Here is a 24,809-nt window from a genome sequence, read left to right as displayed (position 1 = left end):
GTGGAATCGCGCTGTGTTGGACTGCCTCGGCTCGGCCGCCTGAAGGTCACGGCCTCGCGGGCCCATGATCTCACCGACGTCTCCGGACACCCGACCCGGACACCCGCGAACAACACTTCACCCGCACACGACCGCCCCGCCCACGAGGCCACGCCGGGCTATCACACCCCACCCCGCGAGGCCACGCCGGGCTATCACACGCAGCCCCGCGAGGCCACGCCGGGCTGTCACACGCCGCCCCGCGAGGCCGCGTCGGGCTGTCGCGCCTCATTTCCCGTCGATCACGCTTTTCGATCGACGGGAAATCAGGCGCGACAGCCCGACAAAATGGCGGCCGAGCCGCCGCGACGAAGTCGCGGCCATCCAACACTGTCGTACCCCTGGTCCAGTATGGACGGCATGGATGCTCTGGCCGCCTTCTCGCCCGCCACCCGGCAGTGGTTCGCCGGGGCCTTCGCCGCGCCCACCGCGGCGCAGGCGGGCGCGTGGGAGGCCGCCGCGGCGGGTGAGCACGCGCTGGTGATCGCACCGACGGGTTCGGGCAAGACGCTGGCCGCGTTCCTCTGGGCGTTGGACCGGCTGGCGTCGACGCCACCGCCCGAGGAGCCACGGCAGCGCTGCCGGGTGCTGTACGTCTCACCGCTGAAGGCGCTGGCCGTGGACGTGGAGCGCAACCTCCGCGCGCCGCTGGCCGGCATCCGGCAGGCCGCGCACCGGCTGTCCCTCCCCGAGCCCGCGATCTCGGTCGGCATGCGCACCGGCGACACACCGGCGGAGGACCGGCGCGCGTTCGCCCGCCGTCCGCCGGACGTGCTGGTCACCACCCCGGAGTCGCTGTTCCTCATCCTCACGTCGTCGGCGCGCGAGTCGCTGCGCGGCGTGGAGACGGTGATCGTCGACGAGGTGCACGCCGTGGCGGGCGCCAAGCGGGGCGCGCACCTCGCGCTGTCACTCGAACGGCTGGATTCGCTGCTGGCGAGGCCCGCCCAGCGGATCGGCCTGTCCGCGACGGTCCGGCCGGTCGAGGAGGTGGCCGCGTTCCTGGCCGGCGGCCGGCCGGTGAAGGTGGTCCAGCCGGCGACCGCGAAGACGATCGAGGTGCGGGTCGAGGTCCCGGTCGAGGACATGTCCGCGCTCGGGGAGCCCACCGGCGAGGTGTCCGGGCCGGCGTCGGGCGCGGAGCAGCGGGCGTCGATCTGGCCGTCGGTCGAGCAGCGGGTGCTGGAGCTGGTCCGGCAGCACCGCTCCACGATCGTGTTCGCCAACTCGCGCCGGCTGGCGGAGCGGTTGACCGCCCGGCTCAACGAGCTGGCCGAGGAGGCGCTGGAGCTGGAGCGGTTCCCGGCCGAGGCGATCGGGCAGTCGGGGCTGACCACCCAGCGGTCGCCGACGATCGCCCGCGCGCACCACGGCTCGATGTCGCGCGAGCAGCGCACGGCGGTGGAGGAGGAGCTGAAGTCGGGGCGGCTGCCGTGCGTGGTGGCCACGTCGTCGCTGGAGCTGGGCATCGACATGGGCGCGGTCGACCTGGTGGTGCAGGTGGAGGCGCCGCCGACGGTGGCCTCCGGGCTGCAGCGCGTCGGCCGCGCCGGGCACCAGGTGGGCGCGGTGTCGCGCGGGGTGATGTTCCCGAAGTTCCGGGGCGACCTGGTGTCGTGCGCGGTGGTCGCCGAGCGGATGCGCGACGGCGCGATCGAGGCGGTGCGGTACCCGCGCAACCCGTTGGACGTGCTGGCGCAGCACGTGGTGGCGATGGTCGCGATGGAGCCGTGGACGGTGGAGGCGCTGGCGGGGCTGGTGCGGCGGGCCGCCCCGTTCGCGGCGCTGCCGGAGTCGGCGTTGCAGGCGGTGCTGGACATGCTCGCGGGCCGCTACCCGAGCGAGGAGTTCGGCGAGCTGCGGCCCCGCGTCACGTGGGACCGGGTCAACGGCGAGCTGCGCGGCCGGCCGGGGTCGCAGCGCCTGGCGGTCACCTCCGGCGGCACCATCCCGGACCGCGGCCTGTTCGCGGTCATGACACCGCCGTCGGAACGGGGTCCGGGCTCGCGGGTCGGTGAGCTGGACGAGGAGATGGTCTACGAGTCGCGCGTGGGCGACACGTTCCTGCTGGGCACCTCGTCGTGGCGGGTGGAGGACATCACGCACGACCGCGTGATCGTGGTGCCCGCGCCCGGCCGGCCCGCGCGGATGCCGTTCTGGAAGGGCGACGCGCCGGGGCGCCCGCTGGAGCTGGGGCGTGCGCTGGGCAGGTTCCTCCGCGAGGTGTCCTCGATGGACGAGGAGGGCGCGACGCGCCGGGCCGCCGACGCGGGGCTGGACGCGTGGGCGACCTCGAACCTGCTGGCGTACCTGGCCGAGCAGCGGGAGGCGACCCGGCACGTGCCCGACGACCGGACCGTGCTGGTGGAGCGGTTCCGCGACGAGCTGGGCGACTGGCGGCTGGTGGTGCACTCGCCGTTCGGGGCGCAGGTGAACGCCCCATGGGCGCTGGCGATCGCGGCCCGGCTGCGCGAGCGGCGCGGTGTCGAGGTGCAGGCGGCGCACTCCGACGACGGGATCGTGGTGCGGCTGCCGGACGCGGTCGACCTGGACGGCGCGCAGGTGGTGGCCAGCGCGGAGGACGTGCTGCTGGACCCGGAGGAGGTCGAGCAGGTCGTCGTCGCGGAGGTCGGCGGGTCGGCGCTGTTCGCGGCGCGGTTCCGGGAGTGCGCGGCGAGGTCCCTGCTGCTGCCCCGGCGCGACCCGAAGCGCCGCACCCCGCTGTGGCAGCAGCGGCAGCGGGCGGCGCAGCTGCTGTCCGTGGCGGCGAAGTACGAGAGCTTCCCGGTGGTCCTGGAGGCGATGCGGGAGGTCCTCCAGGACGTGTACGACGTGCCGGGCCTGCGCGAGTTGATGGCCGAGGTGCGCGCGCGGCGGGTGCGGGTGGTGGAGGTGGAGACGCCGGGTCCGTCGCCATTCGCGCGCAGCCTGCTGTTCGGGTACGTCGGGATGTTCCTCTACGAGGTGGACGCGCCGCTGGCCGAGCGGCGGGCGGCGGCGCTGTCGCTGGACTCGGCGCTGCTGGCGGAGCTGCTGGGCGCCGAGGCGATCCGGGAGCTGCTGGACCCGGAGGTGGTCGAGGAGGTCGAGCGCAGCCTCCAGCGGCTCGTCCCGGACCGGCACGCGCGGGACGCCGAGGGCGCGGCCGACCTGCTGCGGTTCCTGGGCGACCTGTCGGAGGCGGAGGCGCTGGAGCGCGGCATCCGGCCCGAGTGGCTGGCCGACCTCGTGGCGCAGCGGCGGGCGATCCGGGTGCGGATCGCGGGCGAGGAGCGGGTGCTCGCGATCGAGGACGCGGGCCGGGTGCGGGACGCGCTGGGCGTGGCGCTGCCGGTGGGCGTGCCGGAGGCGTTCACCGAGCCGGTGGCCGACCCGCTGGGCGACCTGCTGTCCCGCTACGCGCGGACGCACGGGCCGTTCCCGGCGGTCGAGGCGGCGGAGCGGTTCGGGTTGGGCGTCGCGGTGGTCACCGGCGTGCTGGAGCGCATGGCGGCCGCCGGCCGCCTGGTGCGCGGCGAGCTGCGGCCCGGCGGCACCCACACCGAGTACTGCGACGCCGAGGTGCTGCGGCGGCTGCGGCGGGCGTCGCTGGCCCGGTTGCGCGCCGAGGTCGAGCCGGTGGAACCGGCGGCGCTGGGCCGGTTCCTGCCGTCCTGGCACGGTGTCGGCCGCAGGCCGCGCGGCGCGCCGACGGTGGACGACGTGTACTCCGTGGTGGAGCAGCTGGCGGGCGCGCCGCTGCCGGCGAGCGCCGTGGAGTCGCTGGTGCTGCCCGCCCGGCTGCCGGGTTACCGCCCGGCGCTGCTGGACGAGCTGACCGCGTCCGGCGAGGTGACGTGGACCGGCTGCGGCTCGCTGGCGGGCGGCGACGGCTGGATCGCGCTGGCGCCCGCCGACGTGGCCGACCTGCTGCTGCCCGACCTGGTGCCGGAGGCGACGCCGGACTCCTCGCTGCACACGGCCGTGGTGGAGGCGTTGGGCGGCGGGGCGCTGTTCTTCCGGCAGGTGGTCGACCGGGTGTCGCTCCAGGGACCGACGACGGACGCCGAGGTCGTGGGCGCGCTGTGGGACCTGGTGTGGGCGGGTGTCGTCACGAACGACACGCTGTCGCCGTTGCGCGCGCTGGTCTCCGGCGGTGGCGCCGCGCACAAACCGCGCCGCACCGCGCCGCGCGGCCGGTACGCGCGGATGCGGACGGGCAGACCGGACCTGCCCAGCCGCACCGGCCCGCCGACCGCGGGCGGGCGCTGGTCGCTGGCGGTGGTGCCCGCGGCCGACCCGACGCGGCGGGCGCACGCGCGGGCGGAGGCGTTCCTGGAGCGGCACGGCGTGCTGACCAGGGGCGCGCTGGACACGGAGCGGGTGACCGGCGGGTTCAGCGGCGTCTACCGGGTGCTGCGGGCGATGGAGGAGTCCGGCCAGGTGGTGCGCGGCTACGTGGTCGAGGGGCTGGGCGCGGCGCAGTTCGCGGCGCGCGGTGCGGTCGACCGCCTGCGCGCCCTGTCCCGCCCGCCCGGCCAGGACCACGTCGGCGCGCCGGAGGCCGTGGTGCTGGCCGCCGCCGACCCGGCCCAGCCGTACGGGGCGGCGCTGCCGTGGCCCGACCCGGTCGGCGAGGGCAGGCACCGGCCGGGTCGGAAGTCCGGTGCGCTGACGGTGCTGGTCGACGGCGTGGCGGCGCTGTACGTGGAGCGCGGCGGGCGGTCGCTGCTGTCGTTCAGCGAGGAGGACGACGTGCTGCGCGCGGCCGCCCAGGCCCTGGGTCGCGCGGTGCGCGACGGCTGGCTCGGGCAGCTGGCGGTGCAGCGGGCGGACGGGGAGGTGGCGCTGGGCTCGCGACTGGCCGGCGTCCTCCAGGAGGCGGGATTCCGCGCCACGCCGAAGGGTTTGCGACTGCGGGCGTAGCGAGCGGCGGGATGTGCCGCTGGTGGCGTGGCGGGCGCGGGATTCGCCGCTACAGGTGTGGCGGGCGGCGCGACTTGCCCGAAGGCCCGGCGCGGTCCCGGCCGGCCGCGTCTCAGCGCGGGGTCAGCACGCAGAACTCGTTGCCCTCCGGGTCGGCCAGCACCACCCACGACACCGCGCTCTGGCCCACGTCCGCCCGCACCGCCCCCTGCGACTCCAAGCGCGCCACCTCGATCAGCAGGTCGCCGTCCGCGGGCGGCACGACGTCCAGGTGCACCCGGTTCTTCACCGCTTTCGCTCCGGTCACCCGCACGAACTCCAGCCAGAACGCCGACTCCTGCCGCAAGGACGCGCACTCCGCGTGCTCGCGCACCACCGGCAACCCCGTGGCGTGCGACCAGAACGCCGCCTGCGCCCGCGGGTCCAGGGCGTCGATCACCACCGCCGCCACCGGACCGACGTCGAGGTACTCGTCGCGGGGCTCCAGGACGCAGAACTCGTTGCCCTCCGGGTCCGCCAGCACCACCCACGGCATGGCGCCCTGGCCGATGTCGACCGGCCGCGCGCCCAGGTCCCGCGCCCGCGCGACCAGTGCCGCCTGGTGGTCCGCCGACGTCGACGCCAGGTCCAGGTGCACGCGGTTCTTGACCGTCTTCGGGTCGGGCACCGGCACGAACACCAGCTCGGTGCCGGGGCTCAGGGCCACGTCCACCTCGTCCGCGCTCTCGCCGGTGATCTCCCGCTCCAGCAGCGCCGACCAGAACCGCCCCAGCCGGGCCGGGTCGGCGGAATCCACGACCACGTCGTACAACCTCGTCGCCATGCCTCGAAGGTAACGTCTGCGCCCATGGCGCAACTGGTGCTCGGTCCGGTGCTGCGACACGTCGACGCCACGTCGGCCACCGTCTGGGTGGAGACCGACGCGTCCTGCGAGGTCACCGTCGCGGGCAACCGCGCCCCCACGTTCCAGGTCGGTGAGCAGCACTTCGCGCTGGTCGTCGTCGAAGGGCTCGAACCGGGCAGCACCACGCGCTACGACGTGCGGTTGGACGGCCGGGTCGTCTGGCCGGAGCCGGGCTCGTCGTTCCCGGCGCCGAGGATCCGCACCGGCCGGGTGACGCGGCTGGTGTTCGGGTCGTGCCGGGCCGCCAAGGCGGGCGGGCCCGACCAGCGGACGGCGGACAAGCTGGGCCCGGACGCGTTGGACGCGTTCGCGCTGCGGATGAAGGACTGGCCCGAGGAGCGGTGGCCGGACGCCCTGCTGCTGCTCGGGGACCAGGTCTACGCGGACGAGCCGACGCCCCGCGTCCGGGAGTGGCTGGCCCGCCGCAGACCGGAGCCGGCGGGCGAGGTGGTGTCGTTCCGCGAGTACGCCGAGCTGTACCACGAGTCGTGGGCGGACCCGGAGATCCGCTGGCTGATGTCCGTCCTGCCGACCTCGATGATCTTCGACGACCACGACATCCGGGACGACTGGAACACCTCGCGGGCCTGGCGCGCGCAGATGGCCGGGAAGCCGTGGTGGCGCGAGCGCATCCGCGCGGGGTTGGCGTCGTACTGGGTGTACCAGCACCTGGGCAACCTCTCGCCGGCGGAACTCGCGCGCGACGAGCTGTTCGCGGCGGTGCTGGCCGCCGGGCACGACGTGCAGCCGCTGCTGGAGGACTTCGCGGAGCAGGCCGACCGGGAGGTGGACGGCCGCAAGTCCACCCGGTGGAGCTACCGGCGCGACTTCGGGCGGGTGCGGTTGCTGGTCGTCGACACCCGCAGCGGGCGCATCCTGGACGGCCCGGAGCGGCTGATGGTCGGCGACGAGGAGTTCGACTGGATCGAGCGCAACGCCGAGGGCGACGTCGACCACCTGCTGATCGGGTCGTCGCTGCCGTGGCTGATGCCGCACGGCCTGAGCCACTTCCAGTCCATCAACGAGCGCGCCGCCGCGCGCCCCGGTCCGCGCGGCCGGCTGGCCGAGAAGGTGCGCCAGGCGGGCGACCTGGAGCACTGGCCCGCGTTCCGCGCGTCCTTCGAGCGCCTCTCGCGCCTCATCCACCGCATCGGCTCCGGCCCGACCGCGCCGGGCACCGTCTGCGTGCTGTCCGGGGACGTCCACCACAGCTACGCGGCCCGCGCCGAGTTCGCCGAGCCGACGCGCTCCGAGGTGCTGCAACTGGTCTGCTCACCGGTGCACAACGACCCGCCGTGGATCTTCCGCCCGGTGTTCCGCCTGTCCTGGTCCAGGCCGCTGGCCCGGCTGCTGCGCCGCTGGGCCGACCGGGCGGGCGTGCCGGCCGACCCCGTGGCGTGGACCAAGATCAGCGGTCCGCACTTCGGCAACTCGGTGGCGGTCCTGGAGATCGTCGGCCGCAAGGCCCGCTACCGACTGGAAACCGCCACCCCGGACGGCCTGGTCGGCAGCGCCGACCTCACGCTGTGAGGCCACGGGCGGGGTGAGGGCTTCCGAGGGCAGGGTGAGGGCCCCCCGATGACCAATCCTGCCAGGGGCCACCGACAGGACGGCCGCCGCGAGCTGAGAACGCCGGCGCGGCACCCCGCCTGGAACCGCCCCGCCAGGAGGCCGCCCGCCGAGGCGACGCCCGGAAGACCGCGGGAGCGGCCGACGGCGCCGGATGACGCCGCGGCGAACCGGGGATCACTTCGTCGCCAGGCGCAGCAACGCCCACAGCTGCGCGATCGCGTCGTGGTCGCCCGTCGTCTCCACCTCGCGGTCCGGGATGCGGCCCCACAACCACCGGTACACCCGGACGGGCGGCCCGCTGACGTCCGCGTCCGCCGACGCGGCCTCCTCCGGCGACGCCTCCCACGTCGTCGCGGGCTCCGGCCCGGTGCGGGTGATCCACACCCGGCCGCCGGTGCGGACCGCCACCGTCCCCTCGCGGGTGCCCCGCACGCCCAGCACGTCCAGGCGGTGGCCGAGCCACAGCGACAGGACCTCGTCCGCGCCGTCCTCGGCGATGTCGTCGGGCACCGGCCCCAGCGGCAGCCCGGCCGCCGCCTGCACGTCCATCCGGTGCACGGTCGACTCGTGCGCGAGCCGCCGCGCCCAGAAGCGGCACGTCCGCTCCGCCGGCCACCACGTCTCGCACGGGTCGTCCGGCTCGCGTTCGGACAGCGCGTCGACCAGCGGCTCGACGCCCTCCCGCAGGTAGTCGGACAGCGTCTGCCCCCGCGCCGGGTCCTGCTGCCACGCGACGGGCTGCCGCCCCTCGCGGAGCCAGGCCGTGACCATCCGGTACGTGCTGCCCACGTGCCGCGCGGTCTCGCCCAGGTTCAGGCCGGGGCACGCGGGCACCTGGCGCTCCGGGCGCTGCCCCTCCGCCGCCGACGCCAGCGACTCGGCCTCCGCCGCCACGGTCTCGATCAGCCGGCCGTAGTCGACCAGTCCCCTGCTCACCGTCCGCCCTCGCGCACGATCGCGTCGGCCAGCCCGATGAACTGCGCCGCTTGGCGCACCAGGTCGTCGGCGGCCCGTCGGTCCACGTGCCGGGTGACGCCCGCCCGCACCGCCGCGTCGACCGCCGAGCAGGACGCGAAGTACTCCGCCCACTCGCGCAGCCCGGGTGCCGGCACGGGCAGCAGCACCCACACCCCGGCCGGCTCGACCAGTCCCCGGCGGGGCCGACCGCGCGCCGCCAGGACGGCCGCCGCGGCGCACAGCGCGCCCAGGTAGGCGGTGGTGAACCGGTCGACGGGTTCGGCCGCGTGCTCCGCCTCCCGCACGCGGTCGCGCGCCCGGGCGAGCAGGTCGACGGCCGGTGGTGGGGGTGGTGGCACCCGTCGGGCGCTGGGGAAGTCGGTCGAAGTCGACATCGGCGGCCTCCTCGCGGCGTCGGGACAGCGACGACCGCCGCGGGGAGACGGCGGCACTTGGTGGTGGGGCGCTTCCCCCGCCCCACCACCAAGGCATAACTCGAACACGTGTTCGAGCACGGTCAGCGTAACCCGTCAACCCGGCACTCCTCAACCCGGCCGCACGTGGTCTCATGAACAGGTGAGCGCACTTGACCACCCCGGTATCCGCAAGGTGGCGGCGGCCCTGTCCGAATCGGGCCACCACGAGGCAGCGGACGGGATCCGCGTGCTGGCCGACGCCGTCCGCACCGCCGCCGAGGCCGCGTCGGCGGTGAACGTGCCGGTCGGGGCCATCGCGAACAGCCTCGTGTTCGCCGCCGTCCGGGACGGCGTGGCCACCCCGCTGCTGGTGCTCACCTCCGGCGCGCACCGGGCCGACACCGACCTGCTGGCCGAGCTCGCCGGCGCGGACCGGATCGACCGGGCCAAGCCGGACTTCGTGCGCGAGCACACCGGCCAGGTCATCGGCGGCGTCTCGCCGATCGGCCACCCCGCGCCGATCCCGACGTTCGTCGACGTCGACCTGGAGCGGTACGAGGTGGTGTGGGCCGCCGCCGGGCACCCGCACGCCGTGTTCCCGACGACCTACGCCGGCCTGGTCGCCCTGACCGGCGGCACACCGGCGAGGGTCGCCCGATGACCGCCGCGCCGTCGCAGCGGCTGGTCGAGCTGTCGGCCCGCGAGCTGAACTCCCGGCTCGGCGAGGCGCTGGACCTCTACGTCAGCGCGATGAACTACCCGCCCGGCACGGCCGAGCAGCGCGCGCCGATGTGGCTGGCGCACATGCTGCGGGACGGCTGGCGCTGCGTGGTGGCGCTGGGCGAGGAGGACGAGCTGGTCGGCATCGGCTACGGCTACCGGGGCTCGGTGGGCCAGTGGTGGCACGAGCAGGTGCGGCACGGCCTGACCCTGGTCGCCGGGCCGCAGGCGGTCGAGGAGTGGATGCACGACTACTTCGAGCTGACCGAGCTGCACGTGCTGCCGCGCGCGCAGAGCCGGGGCATCGGCGAAGGTCTGCTGCGCAGCCTGCTGGGCGGGGTGACGACGTCGCACGTGCTGCTGTCCACCCCGGAGGGGCCGAGCAAGGCGTGGCGGCTGTACCGGCGGCTGGGCTTCACCGACGTGCTGCGGCACTACCAGTTCACCGGCGACCCGCGCCCGTTCGCGGTGCTGGGCCGCGCCCTGCCGCTGGACTGACCGGGAACCCGCCGCCGTAGGGGGCGCCGGGCGGTCGTCGCGCGACGACCGCCCCCGACCCGCTCGGCGGAACCGGTCCGGCTAGAACGGCGACACGAACCCCGAGACCTTGAGGCCCGCGCCCGCGTTCAGGTCCGACAGCTTGCGCCACTTCGTGTAGACGACCCGGTCGCTCACGTTGCCCTCCACGGTCCGCACGTGGGTGGCCTTCCGGCCGGTGCGGTCGTAGTTGACCTCCACCACGACGCCGACGTGCGCGACCATCGACGGGTAGTTGCCGTAGACGATGGCGTCGCCCATCTCCACGTCCCGCTCCGCCAGCGGCTTCCAGCGGCCGTTGGCCTGGCCCCACTTCTGCCAGTAGGTCGCCCAGTGCCCCTGGTCGACGGCGGGCGCGCCGGGCGCGGCCTGCATCGACGGCCGCTGCGGCACACCGGCCTTCGTCCACGCCCAGTTCACGAACACCCCGCACCACTCCACGGGGCGCCGCACGGCCGGATCGATGTCCTGGTACCGCCGCGGATAGCCGTTGGGACCGTCCTCCCGCGCCCCGACCTGGCTGAACGCGTGGTCCACGATCTCCTGCCGCACCCGCCACTCGGCCGGGTCGGCGATGTCGTCCTGCGCCCACGCCGGAGCGGCGCACAACAGCAGCGCACCCACCGCCGCGACCACCGACGCGGACCGCCCGAGACGTCTGGCCATGCGTCCCCCTCCCCTGAAGTGCCCGCAGCATATGCAACAGCGGCCCCGGTGACGACGCCGTAAAGGGCGGTCACCGGGGCCGTGGGCGCACGGTCGCGCCGTTCAGAGCCGCGCGAGGCGCTCCCGCAGCGTGTCCAGGCCCATCGCGCCCATCTCCAGCGCGTCCTTGTGGAACGCCTTGAGGTCGAACGCGTCGCCGTGCCGGGCCTTGGCGTCGTCGCGCGCCGCCAGCCACAGCCGCTCGCCGAGCTTGTACGACGGCGCCTGGCCGGGCCAGCCCAGGTAGCGGTCGATCTCGTCGCGCACGTGCGCCGGGTCGGTGATGGTCCGGGTGAGCATGAACTCCAGGCCCAGCTCCGGCGTCCAGCGCTCGCCCTCGTGGAAACCGGTGCCGCGCGGGATCTCCAGCTCCAGGTGCATGCCGATGTCGATGATCACGCGGGCCGCGCGGAACAGGTGCGCGTCGAGCATCCCGAGCAGGTCGCCGTCGTCCTCCAGGTAGCCCAGCTCGCGCATCAGCCGCTCGGCGTACAGGGCCCAGCCCTCGCCGTGCCCGGACACCCAGCACATCAGCCGCTGGAAGTTGTTCAGCTTCTCCGCCTGGTAGACGGCGGTGGCGACCTGGAGGTGGTGGCCGGGCACGCCCTCGTGGTAGACGGTCGTGACCTCGCGCCAGGTGGAGAACTCGGTCTTGTCCGCGGGCACCGACCACCACATGCGGCCGGGGCGCGAGAAGTCCGGGGTGGGACCGGTGTAGTACGCGCCGACGCCGCCGCCGGGCGGCGCGATGCGGCACTCCAGCCGCATCAGCTCGTCGGGCAGCTCGAAGTGCACGCCGCGGACGTCGTGGAGGGCCTTGTCCGAGAGCTGCTGCATCCACGCCTGGAGCCCGGCCTGGCCCTGCACCAGGTAGCGCGGGTCGGCGTCGAGCACGGCGGCGGCCTCGGCGAGGGTGCCGCCCGAGCCGCCGAGCACCCGGTTCGCCACCTGCTTCATCTCGGTCTCGATCCGGGTGAACTCGGCCCAGCCCCACTCGTACGCCTCGGCCAGGTCCAGCCGGGCGCCGGTGAAGTGGCGCGACCACAGCCGGTAGACGTCCTCGCCGACCGCGTCCTTCTTCGGCGCCTTCGGCGCGAGGTCCTCGCGCAGGAAGGTGGCCAGGTCGGCGTACGCCTCGGCGGCGGCCTTCGCGCCCGCCGCCAGGTCGGTGCGCAGCGCGGCGTCCGCGGGCGCGCCCTCGACCAGCGTCGCGAAGTAGGACTTGCCGCCGGACCGGCCGGACCAGGTGTCGCACTGCTCGGCGACCCGGATCACCTGCCGCAGCGCGGCGACCTGGCCGCGGTCGGCGGAGTGGGCGAGGCCCGCGCGCAGGTTCGCCACCGCCTCGGGCATGGCCGTGAGCCGCTTGGCGATGGTCGCCCAGTCCTCGGCGGTCGCCGTCGGCATCAGGTCGAACGCCTCCCGCAGGCTCTGCACGGGGCTCGCGATGACGTTCAGCGCGCCGTCCCACAGGCCCGCCTCGTGGATCTCGACGTCGAGCCCGACGCGCTCCAGGAACACCGACTTGGCGGCGGCCTCGGACTCGTCGGCGGGTTCGGCGGCGGTGATGTCCGCGAGGGCGCGGGCGGCCAGCTCGGCGCGGGCGCGGTGGCCGTCGGGCGAGTAGTCGGTCAGCCGGTCGTCGTGGCCGGGAACGCCGATGAAGGTCGCGATCAACGGGTCGGCCGCCGCGTAGTCGGCTACGAACTGGTTGCTGATGCCGTGCACGCCGGCCGAAGAGGTTGACATGCGCCGCACGTTACCTCCGGGTCACGTCCCTCCAACAGGTATTTAGCCAGGCTCACGACCGCGTTCGAGCGGTCAACTTTTGACCCGGCCGGCAGGATGGCCAGGTGCCCAGGGCCTCCGCGCTCCTCCTGCCGGTGTTCCTCCTCGCGGCCTTCGCGCTGACGGGGTGCGTCCGACTGCACGCCGCGATGGCGGTGGGGCCGGACGACCGCGTGTCCGGCGAGGTCGTCGCCGCCACACCGGAGACCGACGACAACGACGCCGGACCCCAGCTCAAGGTGCCCGACGACCTGGCGGACCGGGTCACCACCCAGCCGTACCGGGCGGACAAGTACGCCGGCACGCAGGTGTTCTTCAACGGCCTGACCTTCGACGAGGTCCGCGCGCTGTCGATCGCCACCAGCGCCTCGTCCAGCCGCTACCAGCTCGGCTTCCGCCGGTCCGGCGACCTGGTGACGCTGAACGGCTCGGTCGACCTGACCCAGGTGCCGCCCGAGCGCGCCGACATCCAGGTCAAGATCAGTTTTCCGGGCGAGGTCGTCGACACGAACGGGCGGGAGGAGGACGGCGCGACCATCGCGTGGTCGCCGAAACCCGGCGAGGCGACCATGCTCAGCGCCACCATCAGGTACGCGGGGGAGAACTCGCCCTCGTACTTCGCGTGGACGATGCTGGTCGCCGGCCTGACCGGCGGCGCGGCGCTGATCGTCGTGGTGCTGGCGGTCGTGGCGCGCCGCCGGAGCCAGCTGGCCTGAGGCCGGGCCGGTGGTGACGGGGGTCGCACGCGACGCCGTCACGTCCGGGCGCGCCGCCTCGTCCCCCTGGCATGAGGATGAATCTCGCCAAGGTCGCACCCGAGGTCTACCAACCGCTGCTCCAGCTGGAGTCCTACGCCCAGCAGCACGTCGATCCCGCGCTCGCCCACCTGATCAAGGTCCGGGCGTCGATCCTCAACGGGTGCGCGTACTGCGTCGACATCCACACGGCCGAGTCGATCAAGGCCGGTGAGCACGTGCAGCGGCTGTTCGCGCTGTCGGTGTGGCGCGAGTCGAAGTTCTTCACCGACACCGAACGGGTGGTGCTGGAGTTCACCGACGCCGTGACACGGCTCGGCGAGCACGGCGTGCCGGACGAGGTGTGGGAGAAGGTGGCGGCGACGTTCGAGGAGCAGCAGGTCGCCGGGCTGCTCGCGCAGATCATCTCGATCAACGCCTTCAACCGCATCGGCGTCACGATGGACTCGGCGACCCAGAGCCGGCTGCGCTGAACCCACCGCGCTGAACGGCCGCGCCGAACCGACCGCGCCGCCGCCGGTCGCGAGGGGCGAGGCCGTCGCGGACGGCCTCGTCGCCCCGCGCGGTGGTGTCAGGCGGGGTGGCGTCAGGCGCGGGCGGGCACCAGCCCGAGCCGCCCGACCACCTCGCGGGTCGCCTTGGAGCGGTTGAACGTGTAGAAGTGCAGCCCCGGCACGCCCTCCGCGAGCAGCCGCTCCCCCGTCTCGGTCACCAGGTCGATCCCGGCCTTCCGGAACGACGCCGCGTCGTCCAGGTGCGGTTCCAGCCGCCGGGCCACCTCCGGCGGCACCGGCGCGCCGGACAGCTCCACGGTCTTGGCCAGGGTGCGCGGCGTGGTCAGCGGCATCAGGCCGGGCAGCAGGACGGTGTCGCAGCCCGCGGCGGCGACGCGGTCGCGCATCCGCAGGAAGTCGTCCGGGCGGAAGAACAGCTGCGCGATCGCGAAGTCCGCGCCGGCGCGCAGCTTGGCCACCAGGTACCGGGTGTCGGTGTCCAGGTCCGCCGACCGGGGGTGCCCGTACGGGAACGCCGCCACGCCCACGCAGAAGTCGCCCAGCTCGCGGCACAGCCGCACGAGTTCCTCGGCGTAGGTCAGGCCCTCCGGGTGGCGCACCCAGTCGCCGTTGGGGTCGCCGGGAGGGTCGCCCCGCACCGCGAGGATGTTGCGCACGCCGACCGCCGCGTACCAGCCGATCACGTTGCGCAGCTCCGCCACCGAGTGCTCCACGGCGGTCAGGTGCGCCATCGGCACCAGGGTCGTCTCCTGGACGACGCGGCCGGTGGTGCGGATGGTGCGGTCGCGGGAGGAGCCGCCCGCGCCGTAGGTGATCGACACGAACGCCGGGTCGAGCGCTTCCAGCTCGCGGATCGCGCGCCACAGGACCAGCTCGTCGGCGGCGTCGCGCGGGGGGAAGAACTCCACGGAGAACACGGGGTTCCCCCCGGTCAGGCGTTCGACGACGGTCGTCATGCCACCAGCGTAGTGCCCGTGCCGGCCAGTGGGAGGGTCGGTTCACTGGATGGGACCAGCCCCCCGGTTGGGCGGGCGGGCGGGCCAGAGGTGACCATAGACGGGTGCCGCCCCACCCGTTGGACCTTGACCTGCCCAAGCACGTCGACGCAGCGCTCGCAGGCTACCTCGCCGACCGCCGCGACCTGGGTGCGCGCATGGAGGAGAACTTCGGGGGCGCCGTGGACGCCCTCGCCGACTTCGTCCTGGGCGGCGGCAAGCGGATTCGACCCACTTTCGCCTGGTGGGGCTGGCGCGCGGCGGGCGGCGACCCGGACAGCCCGCTCGCGGAGGCCGTGCTCACCGCGGTCAGCTCGCTGGAGCTGATCCAGGCGTGCGCGCTGATCCACGACGACCTGATGGACGCTTCGGAAACCCGCCGCGGGCGACCCACCGTGCACGTCCGGTTCGCGCGGCGGCACCGCGCCCACGACTGGCTCGGCGAGCCAGAGCGGTTCGGCCTCGCCGCCGCGGTGCTCATCGGCGACGTGGCGCTGGCCTGGGCCGACGACATGCTGTTCGCCGCCGGCCTGCCGAACGACGCGCTGCGGCGGCTGAGCCTGCCGTGGCGGGACATGCGCACCGAGATGCTCGCCGGCCAGTACCTCGACGTGCTCACCCAGGCCCGCGGCGACGCCTCGCCGGACGCCGCGCTGCGCATCGACCGGCTCAAGACCGCCGCGTACACCGTGGAGCGCCCGCTGCACATGGGCGCGGCGATCGGCGGCGGGTCGCCGGAGCTGGTCGAGGGGCTGCGGTCGTTCGGCACCGACATCGGGGTGGCGTTCCAGCTGCGGGACGACCTGCTCGGCGTGTTCGGCGACCCGGCGGTGACCGGCAAGCCCGCGGGCGACGACCTGCGCGAGGGCAAGCGGACGCTGCTGGTCGCGCTGGGCATGCGGTTCGGCGCGGACGAGCTGCACGACGCGCTCGGCAGGCCCGACCTGGACGTGGCCGCGGTGGACGTGGTGCGGTCCAGGCTGGTCGAGGTCGGCGCGGTGGCCGCGGTGGAGGAGCGCATCGCGGCGCTCACCGAGTCCGCGCTGGCGGCGCTGGACAAGGCGCCGGTCACCGAGCCCGCCGCCGCCGAACGCCTCGCCGAACTCGCGATCAGCGCCACGAAACGGACCTACTGAAATGCGCACGGTCACCGGACGCACGGACCACGTCGTCGTGGTGGGCGCGGGCCTGGCCGGCCTGTCCGCCGCGCTGCACCTGCTCGGCGCGGGCCGCCGGGTCACCCTGCTGGAGCGCGACGACGTGCCGGGTGGGCGCGCGGGCCGCCTGGACCTCGGCGGCTACCGGTTCGACACCGGGCCGACCGTGCTGACCATGCCCGACCTGGTCGAGGACGCGCTGGCCGCGGTCGGCGAGAACCTGTCCGACCGGCTCGACCTGATGCCCGTGGAGCCCGCCTACCGGGCCCGGTTCGCCGACGGCGGCGTGCTCGACGTGCACGCGGACGCCGACGCGATGGAGGCCGAGGTGCGGCGGTTCGCGGGACCGGCCGAGGCCGCCGGGTACCGCGCGCTGCGGACGTGGCTGACGGACCTGTACCGAACCGAGAAGGACGCGTTCATCGGGGCGAACTTCGACTCGCCGCTGAGCCTGCTCACGCCGCACCTGGCGCGGTTGGCGGCGTTGCGCGGCTTCTCGCGGCTGGGGCCGTCGGTGGCGCGGTTCCTGAAGGACGAGCGGCTGCAACGCGTGTTCTCGTTCCAGGCGCTTTATGCGGGTGTCCCGCCGCGCAAGGCGCTCGCCGCGTACGCCGTGATCGCGTACATGGACACCGTCGCGGGCGTCTACTACCCGCGTGGCGGGATGCGCGCCCTGCCCGACGCGTTGGCCGCGGCGGCCGGCGACGCGGGCGCCGACCTGCGCTACGGCACCAAGGTGGCGTGGCTGGAGCGGATCGGCGGCCGGGTCACGGCCGTGCGGACGGCGCAGGGCGAGCGCATCCCCTGCGACGCCGTGGTGCTCACGCCGGACCTGCCGATGTCGTACCGCCTGCTGGGGCACCGCCCGCGCCGGCCCGTGCCGATCAAGTGGTCGCCGTCGGCGGTCGTGCTGCACGCCGGGGTCGACCGGACGTGGCCGGAGCTGGCCCACCACACCCTGCTGTTCGGCGGGGCGTGGGAGCGGACGTTCGACGAGCTGACCCGCCGGGGCACGCTGATGAGCGACCCGTCGCTGCTGGTCACCAGCCCGCCGGGCGGGGGGATGTTCGTGCTGGCCCCGGTGCCGAACCTGCGGGTGGGCCCGATCGACTGGCCACGCGTCGGCCCGGCCTACCGCGACGAGCTGGTGCGGGTGCTGGAGCAGCGCGGCCTGACCGGGTTCGGCGCCTCGATCGAGGTCGAGTCGCTGGTCACGCCGAAGGACTGGGCGGGCCTCGGGCTGGCCGCGGGCACCCCGTTCTCCGCCGCGCACACGATCGCCCAGACCGGTCCGTTCCGGCCGCGCAACCTGGTGTTGGACAACGCGGTGCTGGCCGGGTGCGGCACGACGCCGGGCGTGGGCGTGCCGCCGGTGCTGATCTCGGGGAAGCTGGCGGCGCAGCGGATCACCGGGCCGGTCGGCGCGCGGCGGCGGCCGGCGGTGAGACCGCGCGTGGGCAGCACGCGCTGACCGGCGTCCCGGTGCGGGCCGTGTGGCCGGCGCGACGTGCCGGCGGGCACCCGCGTTGTGCGACGATGTCGTGGCGATGGCCGCGACTCCCCTGCACCCCGGTTCGAGCGCCGCACCCGTCGGATCCGGGCGACCCGGTCCGCCGCGGCCCGGCGGGCACACGTGACCCCGTTGGCCGCGGCCTACGCCCGGTGCCGCGAGCTGAACGCCCGGCACGGCCGCACGTTCTTCCTCGCCACCCGCCTCCTGCCGCCCGCGCAGCGACCCGCCGTGCACGCCCTGTACGGGTTCGCGCGGTGGGCGGACGAGATCGTCGACAGCGGCACGTCCCACGACCCGGCGCGCGAGCTGGCCGCGCTGGAGCGGCAGCTCGGCGACGAGCTGGCGGGACGCCCCACCGGGCACCCGGTGCTCGCGGCGCTCGCCGACACCGCGCGACGGCACCGGATCGACCCGGTGCTGTTCACCGACTTCCTGGCGTCCATGCGGATGGACCTGGACGTGACGGAGTACGCGTCATTCACGGAACTCGACCGGTACATCCACGGGTCGGCGGCCGTCATCGGGCTGCAACTGCTGCCCGTGTTCGGCACCGTCGCGCCGCAGCGGCACGCCGAGCCGGCCGCAGCGGCGATGGGGCGCGCGTTCCAGCTCACGAACTTCCTGCGCGACGTGGGCGAGGACCTGGACCGCGGCCGGGTCTACCTGCCGCAGGACGTCCTGCGCGCCTACGACGTGGACCGGGGCCTGCTGGCGTGGTCGCGGCGCACCGGGAAGCCGGACCAGCGGGTTCGCCGGGCGATGGCGCACCTCGCGGCGGTGACCTTCGCGGTGTACCGGGAGGCGGAGGAGGGCATCCGGCTGCTCCAGCCCGTCGCCCGACCGTGCGTGCGCACGGCGCTCACGCTGTACCGCGACATCCTGCACGGGATCGCGTCCGTCGACTACCACGTGCTGGACAAGCGCGTGGTGGTGCCGAACGCGCGACGGCTCGCGGTGGCGCTGCCGGGCCTGGTGGCCGCGCGGGCGGCCCGTGCCACGTCCGGGCGGCTGGTCTGGCACCGCCCGGACGCGACCGGTCGGATCTAGAAGCCCATCGCCTGTGCGCGCCGCTTCACCTCGCGGCCCCGGTCGCCCCGCAGCGCCTCGATGGGCGTGCCGGGCAGCGTCTCGTCCTCGGTGAACAGCCACCGGAGGATCTCATCGGTCGAGTAGCCGGAGTCGCGCAGCACCGTGATGGTGCCGGGCAGCCCCTTCACCACGCCTCCGGCGGCGAGGAACTGGGCGGGGACGACGAGGACACCGTTCCGGCGCTCCGCGAGGAGTTGACCGTCGCGCAGCAACTGGTGGACACGGTTGACCGGCAGGTCGAGGCGCTCGGCGACCTCGGCGAGGTCCAGGACCTCCAGGTCGGGAGCCAGCACATCCGCAGCGGCAGGAATCGCACTCACGTGCGCCACGATGCCACAACGCCGGGAGCAACGCCCTGCGCCAACCGGGTGGTGGCGGTACACCCGAAGGTCGACTGCCGGACACCCCCTGTTTCATGGGACTTTGACACGGACCCCACGCGCGCCCCGGCATGCCCCGGCGCACGGCACCGGTCAACCTGACCCCACCGTACGATCCACGGCTGTGGAAAGGTCGGCGACGAACGTGATCGGCGGGCTGCTCGAACACCGCTATCGAGTGGGCGCCCTGGTGGCACGAGGTGGCATGTCCACCGTGTACCGGGGTGTCGACACGCGGCTGGACCGGCCCGTGGCGATCAAGGTCATGGACCCCCGGTTCTCGTCCGACCCGCAGTTCGTGGCCCGGTTCGAGCGCGAGGCCCGCGCGGCGGCCGGCCTGCACCACCCCGGCGTCGTCGCGGTGCACGACCAGGGCGTCGACGAGGACCGCGTCTACCTGGTGATGGAACTGGTCGAGGGCGGCACCCTGCGCGACCTGCTGACCGCGCGGGGCACGCTGGACGTCCCGCTGGCGCTGACCGTGCTGGAGCGGGTCCTGTCGCCGCTGGCCGCCGCGCACCGCGCCGGGCTCGTGCACCGGGACGTGAAGCCGGAGAACGTGCTGATCGGCCGCGGCGGCGCGGTGAAGGTCGCCGACTTCGGGCTGGTCCGGGCGGTGGCGACGCCGGGGATCACCAGCGACACCACGATCCTGGGCACGGTCGCGTACCTGTCGCCCGAACAGGTCGCCAACGGCACGGCCGACGCGCGCAGCGACGTGTACTCGGCCGGTGTGCTGCTGTACGAGATGCTGACCGGCGCGCCGCCTTACGTCGGCGAGACGGCCATCTCCGTGGCCTACCGGCACGTGAACGAGGACGTGCCCGCGGTGACCGGTGTGCCCGCCGAGGTGGCCGAGCTGGTGCGCCGGTCGACGCGGCGGGAGCCGTTCCTGCGGCCGGCGGACGCCGAGGCGTTCCTGTCCGAGGTGGAGACGGTGCGGGCCCGGCTCGGGATCGCGTCCGCGGACGTGCCTGCCGTCGACGCCGCGCCGGGCGCCCCGGAGGTGCCGGCGTTCTCGCAGGCCGCGGCGGGGTCGGCGGCCGTGGACCCGAAGACCGAGCGCGTGCTGCCCGTGAGCGTGGGCGCCGTCGCGCACCCCGAGGCGACGGTGCCGGTGCACAGGCCCGCCTCCGTCGGCCCCCGGGGCACCCGCGCGCTGCCACGCGGGTTGCCCGTCGCGGAGGCGGCCCACGGCGATCCCCGGACGGAGGTCGCGGCCCGTTCCGGCCCGGCGCGCCCCAGACCCGCGCGGCCCAGGCGGCCGCCGAAGAAGAAGACGCCCGAGCAGCTCTACGAGGAGATGCGGGCGCGCAGCAAGAAGCAGCTCATCACGTGGCTCAGCGTCGTGTTGGTCGCCGCGGTCCTCATCGGCCTGACCAGTTGGTGGCTGACGATCGGCCGGGTCGCCACCGTGCCCGACGTCATCGGCAAGGAGGAGGACGTCGCGGTCGCCGTCATCGAGGGGGCCTCCCTGACCTCGGCGGTGACCACGGAGAACAGCGACAGCGTGCCCAGGGGGCAGGTGCTGCGCACCGACCCGGCCGCCGGGATCGAGACCACCAAGGGCGACCTGGTGCGGGTGGTCGTGTCGCGCGGCAAGCCCGTCGTGCCGCAGGTGCAGCCCGGCTCCGACGCGTCGGCGGCCGAACGGGAACTCACCTCCGTCGGGTTGCGGTCGCGGCTCGACGCGGGGGCGGACGTGTTCGACGACCGGGTGCCCAAGGGCAAGGTGGTGACGCTCAAGCCCGCGCCCGGCACGGCCGTGGACATCGGGAGCACGGTGGTCGTCGTGCTCAGCAAGGGCGTCGAGCCCAAGCCGGTGCCGAACGTGAAGGGCAAGACGAAGGACGAGGCGTTCGCGGAGCTGTCGGCGGCGGGGTTCGAGCCGGTCGAGGGTCCGGAGGAGCCGTCGGGCGAGGTCGACGGCGGCCGGGTGGTCCGCACCAACCCGGCGGCGGGCACGGCGCTCGGGACCGACAAGCGGGTCACCGTGATCATCGCGGCGGATCGCGGGGTGACCGTGCCGCACGTGGAGGGCAAGCGGGTCAGGGAGGCGAAGGAGACCCTGGAGAAGGCCGGTCTGGAGGTGGACGTCCAGCTCCACGGGCGCGACCGGGCGAGGGTCATCAATCAGTCGATCAGGGCAGGTGAGCGGGTGCCGAAGGGCACGAAGATCACCATCATCGCCGTCTGGACCCCCTGATCGGGGGTCCTTCCGACACGATCGTGTCCAGCCCTCGTTTCGAACGCATGTTCGGGCTAGCGTGGCGGCATGGATACGATCACCGCTCCCGTGCCGGCCACGTCCTCCCTGGTCCTGCCCGCCGTCCGCCCCCGGTCCGCCTCCTGCTTTCCGGCCGCGTGCCGTGGTCCGGCGGCGCTCCGCCGGCAGGCCGTGTCCCGCCTTCGGGTCACGTGCCACCGGTGCGAGCCGCGACTCCACCCGCGGTTCCTCGCGCGACCTGCCTCGTGCCGCTGCCCTGCCGCGTGCACCCGGCAGAGCGCTCCGGCCAGAGCCCGCTGTCCGGCCACTGCCCGCTCACCGGCCGTCGCGCGCCCCGGGGGTCCGTCCCGTCGCCCGATCACCTCCGGGAGGAGGGTCGCCGGGTCGCGCCCGGCCGTTCGGCAGCCGCCCGGTGCGCGCCCACCGGGCGGCCCGCGGCCGGGTTCCCGTCCCGCCCGGTCGCCCTCGGCCGTCGCGGCGGTCTCAGCCGGCCTCGGCGGTTGGTGCGGCGATCGGTGCGCGGACCGCTCAGGGCCTCGGACACGACCGTGCCCCGGCGGTCCGGAGCTGGGTCCGGGGCCGCCGGGGCACGGTCGGGGCGGGGTGGGTCAGCTGCGCAGCATCTCCGCGACCAGGAAGGCGAGCTCCAGCGACTGCTGGGTGTTCAGCCGGGGGTCGCAGGCGGTCTCGTAGCGGCCGGCCAGGTCGGTGTCCGAGATCTCCTGGGCGCCGCCCAGGCACTCGGTGACGTCCTCGCCGGTCAGCTCGATGTGGATGCCACCGGGGTGCGTGCCAAGCCTGCGGTGCACCTCGAAGAAGCCCTGCACCTCGTCCACGATCCGGTCGAAGTGCCGCGTCTTGTAGCCGGTGGACGACTCGTGGGTGTTGCCGTGCATCGGGTCGCACTGCCAGATGACCTGGTGGCCGGACGCGGTGACCTTCTCGACGATCGCGGGCAGCACGTCGCGCACCTTGCCGTTACCCATGCGGCTGATCAGCGTCAGCCGGCCGGGCTGGTGGTACGGGTCGAGCCGCTCGACGTACTCGACCGCCATCTCCGGGGTGGTGGTCGGGCCGATCTTGAGGCCGATCGGGTTGGAGAGCAGCTCGGCGAACGCGATGTGCGCGCCGTCCAGCTGCCGGGTCCGCTCGCCGATCCACAGGAAGTGCGACGACAGGTCGTACAGCCTGGGCCGGTCACCGTTGGTGTCCAGGCGCAGGAGCGCACGCTCGTAGTCCAGCAGGAGCGCTTCGTGTGACGCGAAGATCTCCGTGGTGTGCAGAGAGGAGTCTTCGACGCCACACGCCGACATGAACCGCAGGCCCCGGTCGATCTCGGCGGCCAGCGCCTCGTACCGCTCACCGGCGGGCGAGGTGCGGACGAAGTCCTTGTTCCACTCGTGCAGCCGGTGCAGGTCGGCCATGCCCGCGGTGGTCATCGCCCGCAGCAGGTTCATCGCCGCGCCCGCGTTCGCGTACGCCCGGATCATCCGCGACGGGTCGGGCACGCGTGCCTCTGGCGTGGTGACGAGCGAGTTGACGATGTCGCCCCGGTAGGACGGCAGGCCGAGCGCGTCGATGTTCGACGAGCGCGGCTTGGCGTACTGACCGGCGATGCGGCCGATCTTCACGACCGGCAGGCTCGCGCCGTAGGTCAGGACGACGGCCATCTGGAGCAGGGTCCGGACGTTGGCGCGGATGTGGGGCTCGGTGTTGTCCGCGAACGTCTCGGCGCAGTCACCGCCCTGGAGGAGAAACGCCTTGCCGCGGGCCACTTCGGCGAGGTTGTTGTGCAGGCGGTCGATCTCGGCGGGCACGGTGATGGGCGGCACGCTCTCCAGCACTGCCCGCACCCGGCGCGCCTGCTCGGCGTCCGGCCACTCCGGCTGCTGGGCAGCCGGGCGGCCCAGCGCGTCGTCCAGGCGCGTGCGGAGCTCGGGCGGCAGGGGCGGGAGCTCGGGAAGCGTGTCGACGGGCACGTCCACGGTCCAGTTCACGTGTCCAGCGTAGGCGGTCCGCACGGCGAGACGGGGGCGGGTTGGCCTGTGCATCATGGAGAGCATGTCGACCGCCCGAACGGATGACATACCGCTCGATGACGGCACCGCCTCCCGGCTGCTGTCGACGGCGGTGGCGAACGTCCGGCGCGACCACCCCGTGCTCTGGTCGCACGTGGTGTCCGACGACGCGCGACTGGTGCCGCAGCGGGTGCTGCACCCGGTGTTCGCCGGGGCGTTCGACTGGCACTCGTGCGTGCACCAGACGTGGCTGGCCGTGCGCCTGCTGCGCCTGCGCCCGCACCTGCCCGGTGCCGACGAGGCGCGGCGGGCGCTGGACGGGCTGATCACGGCGGAGGGCTGCCGGGCGGAGGCCGACTTCTTCGGCGGCCCGAGCGGCGCGTTCTGGGAACGCCCGTACGGCTGGGCATGGCTGCTGGCGCTGGACGCGGAGCTGCGAACGTGGGCCGCGACGCCGCGCCCACCGCACGGTCAGCCACCACCCGACCGGCCATCACCGGACCAGCCACCACCCGACCGGCCACCGCACGCGGACCGACCACGGGCACCACACGCGGGTGGGCCCCCGACGCCACCCGACGGCGACGCCTCACCGGCCTCGTCGGTGCAGCGGCCGGCGCAGCCGTCGACCGCTTCGTCGTCCGGTCCGTCGGCAGTGCCGCCGCACGTCCGGTCGCCGAACCCGCCCGCGGCGCCGTCGGACCCGGCAGCGGGGTCGGGCCCGGCAGCGGGGTCGCCCGCGCCGCCGCCGGCGAACCCCGCCGCGCCGCCGCCCGCCCCGTTGCCGGACCCGACGACCCGGCGGCCGTCCGCCCCATCGGCCCTCCAGCGGCAGGCGTCCGACCAGTCGGTCTGCCGGTGGGCGGCGAACCTGCGCCCCCTGAGCGCCGTCCTGCGCGACCGCTACCTGGAGTGGGCCTCCGCCGCACGGCTGCCGGTCCGCGCGGGCACCCATGCGAACACCGCGTTCGCCACCGGTCTGGTGCTGGACGCGGCGGAGGCCGTGGGTGACGGGGAGTTGGCGCGGGTGTGCGCGGAGGCGGCGGCGCGGTGGCACCTGGACGACCGGGCCTACGGCGGGTTCGAGCCGGATGCCGCCGATTTCCTGTCGCCCGCGCTGACCGAGGCCGACCTGATGCGCCGGGTGCTGTCGCCGGGCGACTTCCCGGTGTGGTTCGAGCGCTTCCTGCCCGACCTCGACGACGCGCGGTGGAAGTCCCTGCGCGAACCCGTGCCCGTTGACCACCCGGACGACCCGTACGGGTCGCACCTGGCCGGCCTGGCGCTGTCGCGGGCGTGCCACTGGCGGTCGATCGCCGACGCCCTGCCGCCCGACCACCGCTACGCGGACCTGTCCCGCGCCGCCGCCGCGGCGCACCGGGAGGCCGGCCTTCGCCACGTGTTCGGCCACGGGTACTACGCCGAGCACTGGCTGGGCACGTTCGCGGCCTACCTGAGCGTCGGCGCGTTCTGACGGCCCCGGCACGCACAACCCGGTCGCGCACGGCATCGACCGGCACGGCTCTCCCTGGAACGCGACGAAGGCGCTCCCGGACGGATCGAGTCCGTCCGGGAGCGCCTCGGCGTCGGGCGCGGCACGCCCGGCGTTCCCCGCTC

At 74.6% G+C, this 24,809-nt stretch carries 19 protein-coding genes; 11 read left to right on the top strand and 8 right to left on the bottom strand.

Going from position 1 to position 24,809, the window contains the following annotated elements; genetic code table 11:
* Nucleotides 1-399: 399 nt before the first annotated feature.
* Nucleotides 400-4,944 carry an ATP-dependent helicase gene (locus C8E97_RS09325; RefSeq protein WP_170211707.1) on the top strand — a complete coding sequence of 1,515 codons (4,545 nt, stop codon included), beginning with the start codon at nt 400-402 and terminating at the stop codon, nt 4,942-4,944.
* A gap of 112 nt (nt 4,945-5,056) precedes the next feature.
* Here C8E97_RS09325 and C8E97_RS09320 read toward each other — a convergent pair whose 3' ends face one another.
* The gene (locus C8E97_RS09320; RefSeq protein WP_121003499.1) at nt 5,057-5,767 is read right to left on the bottom strand and encodes a VOC family protein; all 711 of its coding nucleotides are present in this window, start codon (nt 5,765-5,767) and stop codon (nt 5,057-5,059) included.
* 24 nt (nt 5,768-5,791) lie between these two features.
* On the opposite strand from C8E97_RS09320, the gene C8E97_RS09315 reads away from it, so the two are divergent.
* Nucleotides 5,792-7,378: an alkaline phosphatase D family protein gene (locus C8E97_RS09315; RefSeq protein ID WP_121003497.1), complete on the top strand. Its 1,587-nt coding sequence runs from the start codon at nt 5,792-5,794 to the stop codon at nt 7,376-7,378.
* 216 nt (nt 7,379-7,594) lie between these two features.
* Here C8E97_RS09315 and C8E97_RS09310 read toward each other — a convergent pair whose 3' ends face one another.
* Nucleotides 7,595-8,356, bottom strand: a complete 762-nt coding sequence (locus C8E97_RS09310) for a maleylpyruvate isomerase family mycothiol-dependent enzyme (RefSeq protein WP_121003495.1) — start codon at nt 8,354-8,356, stop codon at nt 7,595-7,597.
* Nucleotides 8,353-8,772, bottom strand: coding sequence for an SAV_6107 family HEPN domain-containing protein (locus tag C8E97_RS09305; RefSeq protein ID WP_121003493.1), 420 nt, complete (start codon nt 8,770-8,772; stop codon nt 8,353-8,355). The genes C8E97_RS09310 and C8E97_RS09305 overlap by 4 nt, the downstream gene beginning before the upstream one ends.
* Nucleotides 8,773-8,953: 181 nt before the next feature.
* On the opposite strand from C8E97_RS09305, the gene C8E97_RS09300 reads away from it, so the two are divergent.
* Both C8E97_RS09300 and C8E97_RS09295 read left to right on the top strand, forming a co-directional pair.
* Nucleotides 8,954-9,454, top strand: a complete 501-nt coding sequence (locus tag C8E97_RS09300) for a YbaK/EbsC family protein (RefSeq protein WP_121003491.1) — start codon at nt 8,954-8,956, stop codon at nt 9,452-9,454.
* Nucleotides 9,451-10,011, top strand: coding sequence for a GNAT family N-acetyltransferase (locus tag C8E97_RS09295; RefSeq protein WP_121003489.1), 561 nt, complete (start codon nt 9,451-9,453; stop codon nt 10,009-10,011). Before C8E97_RS09300 ends, C8E97_RS09295 begins: the two co-directional genes overlap by 4 nt.
* Nucleotides 10,012-10,092: 81 nt before the next feature.
* On the opposite strand, the gene C8E97_RS09290 is transcribed toward C8E97_RS09295, so the two are convergent.
* Nucleotides 10,093-10,716 (bottom strand): CHAP domain-containing protein, encoded by a 624-nt coding sequence (locus C8E97_RS09290; protein WP_121003487.1) that lies wholly within the window; start codon nt 10,714-10,716, stop codon nt 10,093-10,095.
* A gap of 102 nt (nt 10,717-10,818) precedes the next feature.
* Nucleotides 10,819-12,504, bottom strand: a complete 1,686-nt coding sequence (locus C8E97_RS09285) for a DUF885 domain-containing protein (protein ID WP_121003485.1) — start codon at nt 12,502-12,504, stop codon at nt 10,819-10,821.
* Nucleotides 12,505-12,608: 104 nt separating this feature from the next.
* On the opposite strand from C8E97_RS09285, the gene C8E97_RS09280 reads away from it, so the two are divergent.
* Both C8E97_RS09280 and C8E97_RS09275 read left to right on the top strand, forming a co-directional pair.
* Nucleotides 12,609-13,259 carry an LppM family (lipo)protein gene (locus C8E97_RS09280; RefSeq protein WP_121003483.1) on the top strand — a complete coding sequence of 217 codons (651 nt, stop codon included), beginning with the start codon at nt 12,609-12,611 and terminating at the stop codon, nt 13,257-13,259.
* Between the two features lie 71 nt (nt 13,260-13,330).
* Complete coding sequence (locus tag C8E97_RS09275; protein WP_246018774.1) at nt 13,331-13,771, top strand: carboxymuconolactone decarboxylase family protein; 441 nt, start codon at nt 13,331-13,333, stop codon at nt 13,769-13,771.
* A 113-nt stretch (nt 13,772-13,884) separates the two neighbouring features.
* Here the strand turns inward: C8E97_RS09275 and C8E97_RS09270 are convergent, their stop codons facing one another.
* Nucleotides 13,885-14,769 carry a methylenetetrahydrofolate reductase gene (locus C8E97_RS09270; RefSeq protein WP_121003479.1) on the bottom strand — a complete coding sequence of 295 codons (885 nt, stop codon included), beginning with the start codon at nt 14,767-14,769 and terminating at the stop codon, nt 13,885-13,887.
* 104 nt (nt 14,770-14,873) lie between these two features.
* Here C8E97_RS09270 and C8E97_RS09265 point away from each other — a divergent pair, with 104 nt between their 5' ends.
* The 3 genes from C8E97_RS09265 to C8E97_RS09255 all read left to right on the top strand — a co-directional run bounded on the left by C8E97_RS09265 (nt 14,874) and on the right by C8E97_RS09255 (nt 18,525).
* Nucleotides 14,874-15,944, top strand: coding sequence for a polyprenyl synthetase family protein (locus C8E97_RS09265; RefSeq protein ID WP_121003477.1), 1,071 nt, complete (start codon nt 14,874-14,876; stop codon nt 15,942-15,944).
* A 1-nt stretch (nt 15,945) separates the two neighbouring features.
* Complete coding sequence (crtI, locus tag C8E97_RS09260; RefSeq protein WP_121003476.1) at nt 15,946-17,436, top strand: phytoene desaturase family protein; 1,491 nt, start codon at nt 15,946-15,948, stop codon at nt 17,434-17,436.
* Nucleotides 17,437-17,598: 162 nt separating this feature from the next.
* On the top strand, nt 17,599-18,525 hold the full coding sequence (locus C8E97_RS09255; protein ID WP_121003474.1) for a phytoene/squalene synthase family protein: 927 nt from the start codon (nt 17,599-17,601) through the stop codon (nt 18,523-18,525).
* Here the strand turns inward: C8E97_RS09255 and C8E97_RS09250 are convergent.
* Nucleotides 18,522-18,887, bottom strand: coding sequence for an Rv2175c family DNA-binding protein (locus tag C8E97_RS09250; RefSeq protein ID WP_170211706.1), 366 nt, complete (start codon nt 18,885-18,887; stop codon nt 18,522-18,524). The genes C8E97_RS09255 and C8E97_RS09250 overlap by 4 nt on opposite strands.
* Nucleotides 18,888-19,071: 184 nt before the next feature.
* On the opposite strand from C8E97_RS09250, the gene C8E97_RS09245 reads away from it, so the two are divergent.
* Nucleotides 19,072-21,153: a Stk1 family PASTA domain-containing Ser/Thr kinase gene (locus tag C8E97_RS09245; protein WP_121003472.1), complete on the top strand. Its 2,082-nt coding sequence runs from the start codon at nt 19,072-19,074 to the stop codon at nt 21,151-21,153.
* A gap of 629 nt (nt 21,154-21,782) precedes the next feature.
* Here the strand turns inward: C8E97_RS09245 and C8E97_RS09240 are convergent.
* On the bottom strand, nt 21,783-23,171 hold the full coding sequence (locus tag C8E97_RS09240) for a class II 3-deoxy-7-phosphoheptulonate synthase (protein ID WP_121003470.1): 1,389 nt from the start codon (nt 23,169-23,171) through the stop codon (nt 21,783-21,785).
* A 64-nt stretch (nt 23,172-23,235) separates the two neighbouring features.
* Between C8E97_RS09240 and C8E97_RS09235 the strand changes: the two genes are divergently transcribed.
* Nucleotides 23,236-24,666, top strand: coding sequence for a DUF2891 family protein (locus C8E97_RS09235; RefSeq protein ID WP_170211705.1), 1,431 nt, complete (start codon nt 23,236-23,238; stop codon nt 24,664-24,666).
* The last annotated feature ends 143 nt before the right edge of the window (nt 24,667-24,809 follow it).

Origin of the sequence: Saccharothrix australiensis (assembly GCF_003634935.1) — a bacterium.
In the GTDB taxonomy this organism is placed as follows: Bacteria; Actinomycetota; Actinomycetes; order Mycobacteriales; family Pseudonocardiaceae; genus Actinosynnema; species Actinosynnema australiense.
Note: the sequence above shows the minus strand (reverse complement) of the source record. Positions and strands in the feature narration are given on the sequence as shown.